Source organism: Mycobacterium sp. NGS29 (assembly GCF_059812965.1).
Genome location: NZ_JCALDR010000024.1, coordinates 55,489 through 62,407, shown reverse-complemented (window position 1 = coordinate 62,407; position 6,919 = coordinate 55,489). Strand labels below are relative to the sequence as shown.

At 67.5% G+C, this 6,919-nt stretch carries 6 protein-coding genes; all 6 read right to left on the bottom strand.

What is annotated here, in order from left to right; genetic code table 11:
• Positions 1-170: 170 nt before the first annotated feature.
• The gene (locus AC5Y5Z_RS23535; protein WP_133438269.1) at positions 171-422 is read right to left on the bottom strand and encodes a hypothetical protein; all 252 of its coding nucleotides are present in this window, start codon (positions 420-422) and stop codon (positions 171-173) included.
• Entirely contained in the window at positions 419-1,240 is an 822-nt protein-coding gene (locus tag AC5Y5Z_RS23530; protein ID WP_133438268.1) for a hypothetical protein, read from the bottom strand. Before AC5Y5Z_RS23530 ends, AC5Y5Z_RS23535 begins: the two co-directional genes overlap by 4 nt.
• The gene (locus AC5Y5Z_RS23525; RefSeq protein ID WP_133438267.1) at positions 1,227-1,472 is read right to left on the bottom strand and encodes a hypothetical protein; all 246 of its coding nucleotides are present in this window, start codon (positions 1,470-1,472) and stop codon (positions 1,227-1,229) included. The genes AC5Y5Z_RS23530 and AC5Y5Z_RS23525 overlap by 14 nt, the downstream gene beginning before the upstream one ends.
• Positions 1,472-1,912: a hypothetical protein gene (locus AC5Y5Z_RS23520; protein WP_133438266.1), complete on the bottom strand. Its 441-nt coding sequence runs from the start codon at positions 1,910-1,912 to the stop codon at positions 1,472-1,474. Before AC5Y5Z_RS23520 ends, AC5Y5Z_RS23525 begins: the two co-directional genes overlap by 1 nt.
• Positions 1,913-2,148: 236 nt before the next feature.
• The gene (locus tag AC5Y5Z_RS23515; protein ID WP_133438265.1) at positions 2,149-2,991 is read right to left on the bottom strand and encodes a hypothetical protein; all 843 of its coding nucleotides are present in this window, start codon (positions 2,989-2,991) and stop codon (positions 2,149-2,151) included.
• A gap of 243 nt (positions 2,992-3,234) precedes the next feature.
• On the bottom strand, positions 3,235-6,546 hold the full coding sequence (locus tag AC5Y5Z_RS23510; RefSeq protein ID WP_499919410.1) for a helicase-like domain-containing protein: 3,312 nt from the start codon (positions 6,544-6,546) through the stop codon (positions 3,235-3,237).
• Positions 6,547-6,919: the final 373 nt, after the last annotated feature.

The window sequence follows — 6,919 nt, the reverse complement described above, 5'->3', positions numbered from 1 at the left end:
GGCGCTGCTTGCGCACCGCCCGCTGATGATCACGCTTATCGGTAGGCAACCGCCACGCACCCGTCCACGCCGTGACGCCTGCCTTCTTGCTTACCTCGGCCATTGGTCTCACTCCCCTTCAATTCGGGGTCTCAGGGCCCGCCCCAGTGGCTTGCCCAACAGCGGTGACTCTATCGGCGTCGACCGACATGTCGGAACACGTCGGCCAGGTCGCGCAGCTGCATGACGCGCTGTTGCCGGGTGCGGGAGTCCATGCACACCAGCGAGCTGTACGCCTCCACGATGGACGCCAGCACCAGCTGGTCACGGCGCAGCAAGCCGTCCGGTTCATGCCGTAGGCGGTAGGCCAATTCGCGCGGGTCGGTGGGATCGGGCCAAGGGGTGTCCCCGATCGTCACGAAGCCACTGGGCTGACCACTCACGACGACTGTCCCGGTTGAGCACCGACGCAGTTATCGGGATGCAGCGAGCACGCTGGGCCGTGCTGAAGGCTGACCAGCTCCTCGGTGGCGGACCCACATTCGTCGCAGCGACCAACTGCCGGGTCGGAGTCGGTCCACACCATCAGATTCGATGCCACCACGTCGAGGTACTGCGCAGCAGCGTCGGCCTGGCCAGTGGCGCGGAAGGTCGAGGTCTCCCCCGTCATCAGGCTCCGCACGCTCCACACCCGCCGTCCGTCGCTCCACCCGTCACCGCGGTACTGCGCTCCCGGGGGCTCGTCGGTCTCCGGGTCGCCGTCATAGACCGCCCCGTCGTTGATGAACACCCGGACCCGTCCGGTGCTCGGCGCGATGTCAATCTGCACCACGTGTGCGTCGTCGAGGTCGCTGGCGAAGTCGCACACCGCGATCCCGCCGTCCTCGGGCGCCGTTGCTGGGTCCAGCACCAAGTCCGCGAGGCTTTCGGCTGAGTCGACCAGCACGGCCAACGTGTCGACGTCCTCGTCATCGTCGGCGACGGCACGCCGCCACCGGGCCGCCGCGGCGCGCGTCAGCTGCGCTGTATGGCGGCGCAGCGTCATCGGTCGCGCCGGGCGCAACTCAGCGGCTACGAATCGCAGCTCTATGCCGTCCAGCTCGCCCGTAGCGGCCTCTACTCGCCGGACGTCGCGCAGGACGCCCTGGATGCCCACCACGCGGTACAGCGGGCCGTCCAGGCGGCCGTCATGCACGTCGTCGACCGTCTCCACATCAGCGCCCACCGGGAACGCCGGGGTGTCCACCTCAACCCCACTCATTGCTCAACCCCACCAGCTCCGGAAACTCCGGGCATGCCAACACCGTCACCGTCGACAGAGATCCGAGGTCACTGCCATCCCCCGCGCCGTGACCGTCGCCGGTGTAGTCGAAAAGCTGGTCCCACAGATCCACCTCGCCGCGGAACCGGTCCACCCTCACCACGTGGGTCTGCTCGGACTCGTGCCCGTCGCTGTAGGTGTTCTCCACTTTGATCGTCAGATTCAGCGCCATCAGTGCCGACCGCCCACCTGGGCGACCAGCGACTGCCCGCGCGCCACGATCTCGCTCGACAGCGCCACCAGACCCTCCAACTCGTCGAGCTGCTCAACCGAGAGCCCGCCGCTGGTCTCGCGGTCACCGCCGAGGAACACCGCCACTCCAAATACCGGTTGCCGCAACGCCGCAGTCCTGCTCGCAATGATCGTCGCCACCGGATTTACCGCGGCTGCCACCTCAACCTGATCGTCGAGGTCGAGGAACACCAGCGCCTCCTCGTCGAGCCACAGGTCCAACCCGCCCGCCAGACGCACCAACTGCACCACCTGGCATCCGATCTGTTCGCACAGCATCGCGATCGGACTGCCGTACTGGTCGACGGTCAACGGCACCCGACGCGCCGCCCCGTCCTTATCCACCCGAAGCCCCACCGGACCACTCCCGACAACGCTCACGACATTCCCCTTCCCTGGGAGTCGCGGGCCGACCCGATTGGCCTGCCCAACACCCACCACACTACCCCCGCCCACCGACAACCAGAAGTACCAAAACCTCACCGCCACAACCTCATACCGGCCCCACCCCGCCCCTGTGCCGGGTGGGGTGGCGGTTGGGCCGGCACAGGATTGGCAGTGCCCCGCCGGATAGGGAAAGGGAGGTCGGCCGGCGGGACACTCATGCGGGCCCGCGGCTAGGAGGCGATCGCTTCGGGCGCGTTCTGGTCGGCGACCTCCTCACCGGCCGGCACCGTCCGGCCTGCCCGCAGGATCTTGTCGACCGCGGTGAACACCGCACGGATGTGCCCGTCGGTCACCTGCTCATCACCCAGCCAATGCTGAATGTAGGCCCGCGACTCCTCCGGCGCCCACTCGCACAACTCGAGTTCGTGCGCCAGCAGGTACGCCACCGCCTCGGCCCCAAACTCAGCCACACCGCGACTGCACGGGCTCTCCCCCTCCGCTGAATCCGTTGTGTGACCGAGCATTACGTGTCCCAACTCATGAAACAGGGTCTTCACCGGGAATTTTGCGACGGGGCTGACAGCCACGTTGCGCTCGAAGCTGTACCCCTGGCAGTTGCCGTCGATCAGCGCGTACGGCACCTGCGTGATGTCCAGGGCCGCCAAAGCACGCTGGGCGTCCCACGCGGGCAGCTCGGGCCACGTGACGTCCGGTCCGACCGTGTTGCTGTACGGGAACGTGGATCGCTTCAGCTTGAAGCGCATCGCGACGACGACCTTTTCGCCCGTCTCCTCATCAGTCTTGCGGATCGGCCGCGGATGCAGCACCGCACGACCGCCACCTTTGACCGGGATCCGGCCCAGCGCTTTCCACACGCTGAACGGTGCACATGGCTCACTGACACCCTGCGACCACAACAGGATCTGATTTTGTAGGGAGTACTGGTAGAACCGGCAATACGTGTCCCCCAGCCGGCCCGGCATCGTCATCGCCTGTTCCAGCAGCGCCCGCCAGTCGACCTCCCCATCCTGGTCGACGGCCGGAGCAACCCGCTCGATCGTAGATGCAGTCATGGCATTCCCCTTCCGGGATTTCGGGGCCCGCCCAACTGGCCAGCCCAACACCTATGACACTACCCAGACCCACCGACAAGTTCTGTCGAGCACTCGAAATCAGCTGCGCGGCTTTCGATACCGGACCGGCACCCTGCCCCTGTGCCGGGTGGGGTGCCGGTGGGGTGCTGAGCTTCCGTGTACCGCTTCCGTGCCCGTGTCGGGGCGGTCCGTCCGCGGTGACCGCCCCCCGACCGTGGGCCGCTACGCTGCGGCCGCGCGGCTGCCGTCCCTCAGTGCCTCACTGATCGCGTTGTTGACCTCGGCCAGCTCGGCGCGCGCGGCGATCAGCTCTGTCGGCTCGCCAACGCTGGTGGCCGCCGCGGCGGTGCGGGCGTCTTGTGCGCGCCGCTGCGACTCATCGACCCGGCTGTGTGTCGCGACGATCTCCCGGTCGACGCCGGCCACCCACGCGGCGACCATCGCCTCCGCCCACGCCGTGACAGCCTCCACGCCTCGGCGTCGGACCTTCCCCGGTAGTGGTTCGGCCCACAGCACGCGGTGCTCGAAAGCCAACTCCAATCGCTGGCCGGGGTCGGTGTCCACGGTGCGCACCGACACCCGCTGATCGCCCCACGTGGCCCGGTACCGAGAGCGATAGTCCGACGTGTCTCGGACCAGGCACGCGTCGGCTGCGACCCGCGTCAGGTCGACCTCGCGCATGCTGTCGCGATGCTCGGCGAAGGCCTGCAACCGCTCAACGCGCGCCGCGGCGCTCTCGGCGGTGCTGTCCGCGGCCGCGGCCTGGTGCAGCAGTGTCCGCACGTTCTGCTGCACGGTGACGTGGGCTAGCCGCAGCGACCGCACGCGGGTCTCTAACTCATGCTGTCGCAGCAATAGATCGTTGCCCGCCGCGGCGGCCTTCAGTTCGCCGATGGTCAATGTGTCGTCGCCGATGTCCTCGATTTCACGGGCCTGTCCGTCGGTGCGATACAGCTGCTCGAAGCCGCGCGCCTTACGCTCCAGAGTGCCGAACATGAACGCGTCGAACGTTTCTCGCGTGACGTGGTAGTGGATGTGCGCGACCGCGTTCCGATTGCCGTTACGGCGGATCCGTCCGTTGCGCTGCTCCCACGCCGCCGGGGTCCACGTGGGGTCCACCTGGTGCAGGGAGTGCATGCGGTGCTGCACGTTGGTGCCGATCCCCACCTTGGGGGTGGACCCGATCAGGACGGCCACCCGACCGTCACGGCACGCCGCGAACAGCGCCTCGCGAGCCTTCGCCGTGGTCGCCTCATGGACGAACCGAATCCGATCGGCCGGCACACCACGGGCGATCAACCCCGCGCGGATACGGCCATAGGTCTGAGCGTCCCCCTTTTTGGGCGTGCCCATGTCGCAGGTCACCAGCTGGAAGGCTCCCGGCGTCGGGGATCCGGCATACCTCAGGTCCCGAGTCTGGTGGTAGATGTCGGCCACGGCCTCGGCCACGCCATCGAGCTTGGGTGCCTGCCCGGCGATCCCGACCAGGTGCGGATCCAACGCCACTTTGCGGCCATCACCGCAGATGAGCAGCATGTTGTCCGACTCCGCCGAGGGCATCCGCGCACGCAGGGCATCGGCACGGGTGACCAGGTTGGCCATGAATGCGCGTTGGGCTGCCGTCGGCTCGGTGAGGTGGGTGTGATTGCGGACCTCGGGACGGGGCAGACCGACGCTGTCGGCCCGCACCATGGACATGAACTCCGAGAGCATGGTCCGCAGCTCGGGGACGTTCTGAATCGTGCCCGGCCGCCGCCGCGACCGGAACCCCGATCCGTCCGGGCTGGTCTCGATGAGCACCTTGTACCGCACGAACTGCGCCGCCCACGCGTCGAAGTGCCTAAGCCCGGTGCGCGCCAACTGTTCTGGCGCGAGGATGCTTTGCCACACGAAACCCTCCGCAAGCGTGTTGGTGAAGGGCGTTCCCGTGAGCAGGCACGCGTGCGGCCGGTCCGGGTTGGCCTGCCGCAGCAGCGACACCTTGAGGAACAGATCGAGCGCCCGTTTCGAGGATCCGAGGCTGAACCCGTCCGCGCGGCTCGTCACCGGCAGTCGCCGGAACTTGTCGGCCTCGTCGACGATCAGATAGTCGATGCCCAGGCTCTTGAACGTGACCGCTTTGGGATCGTTGATGGCCGACCGCAGCTTCTCGAGTCGGCCTTGCAGCGAACGCACAGCTGCGGCGATGCGCTTGCCGGTGTATCCCTCTGTGCGGGCGTAGCTTTCGAGTTCGCCGAGCTGGTCTTCTAGCCACGCGCGCTCCACCTGCGCGGGCACCGGCAGCGACGAAAACGTTTCGTGGGTCATGATGACCAGATCCCAGTCCCCGGTCGCGCAGCGCGCCACGAACCGCCGGCGCGCGTCGCCGTGCAAATCCTCGCGGGTCACGATGAGGAACCGGCCGGCCGGCCACGCCTGGTAGCACTGGCGCGTAACCTGCTCGATCAGGTGTAGCGGAACCGCCAGCGCTACCCTGTTGGCCAGTCCGAATTGCCGCAGGGTCATCGCCAAAGTTACTGCGGTGAGCGTCTTTCCGAGACCGACTTCGTGGGCGTTGAACACCGCCGGTGTGGACACCGCGCGGTCGACGAAGTCTCGTTGCCACTGCCATAGTTCGATCCCGTCGGCCAGGCCGGGGAACGTCAGATGCGCGCCGTTGTGAGCGCGCAGGACGCGCGCGTTCATAGTCTGGTTGTATTCCTCGACGATGCGCCGCTCCCGGTCGGCGTTTTCCCACACCCACAGCGAGAACCGGCTTTGGATCGCCGAGAGCTTCTGTTCGGCTGCTTCGGTGGCGTCGGCATTGCGGATCTTGCGGTGCGTGCGCGTGTGCTGGTCGTAGAACTCGTCCCAGACGACCGGCGCCGCACCGTTGAGCCCGATCTGCAGCAGCGCGACCGCATCGAAACGGTCTGTGCAGTAGGCGATCCGAGCTTCTGGGGACACCCGTCCATGTGCGTTCACCTCCCACGCCGCCAATGGCGCGATGTGATCGACGCCAGCCCGCACACCGAATACCTCATGACAGAATTCCCCGACGTCACCGGCGGTGACCCACGGGGACCCCAGCTCAACGCGGATGTCGTCGCGGGTCAGCCACGGTGGTTGCACCGCTTCCAACGCGGCCACGTTGCGTTCGTAGCGCGGATCGACCGCCGCAGCCGCCAACGCCTCCCGCAGTTTGGCCCGAACGTCACCGCAGAGGTAATCACGGGCCGTGACTGCGCCCCCGCCTCGGGGATCTCGGAAGGCCAGGTCGCCGAGCGCGGCGAAAGTCTCCTCGGGGTCAGCCAAACCCAGCAGCGTACCCACGCGATCGAAGTCCAGGCCGCGGCCCTCCCCCAAGCTGATCGCCAGTGCTTCGCCGGGGTTGCCGGCAGTACTGGCCGGCACGGGCCTCTTGTTGACGCGGCGCAGCAGAATCGGCGCCGGTGCCGCCTCCGCCGTGTCCTGGTCGAACGCCTCCAAGGCGAGCACCACCGGCGCATCGGGGTCCGCCCGGAACCCGCCGAGGCTCGGTGTGCGCCAACGCAATTTATCTGGAATAGGGTTTGGGTTGATCGCGATAGATGCTGGTTGTGACGACTGGTACATGTAGAGGGCGTCCAGGCGACGGGCCCAGCGTTGTACACATGTGGTCAACGTTCACCGCGGGCGCAGACCGGCAGCGGCGCTCGGGCCGGTTGTGACCGTGGCGTGGGTCGTCAGTAAGGTGCACACGGCCTTTCCGCTGCCGATCCGAGCGACACGCCGATTACCTCCTGAGTCACATTCGCCCCATCGGTCACACTCGACACGTGTTTGCGCGGTGCGCTCCGGCCGGCCAGCCCATGCGCCATCGGGCTGAGGCTCCGCGCGCCGCCTGGGGTGCGGCCACGTGCGGGTTTGGAGCTCGAATTGGTGACGC

Bases quoted from the DNA above. Each gene is read 5' to 3' on its own strand.
- AC5Y5Z_RS23530 (WP_133438268.1), bottom strand. From the start codon at position 1,240: ATGAGTGGGGTTGAGGTGGACACCCCGGCGTTCCCGGTGGGCGCTGAT.
- AC5Y5Z_RS23525 (WP_133438267.1), bottom strand. From the start codon at position 1,472: ATGGCGCTGAATCTGACGATCAAAGTGGAGAACACCTACAGCGACGGG.
- AC5Y5Z_RS23515 (WP_133438265.1), bottom strand. From the start codon at position 2,991: ATGACTGCATCTACGATCGAGCGGGTTGCTCCGGCCGTCGACCAGGAT.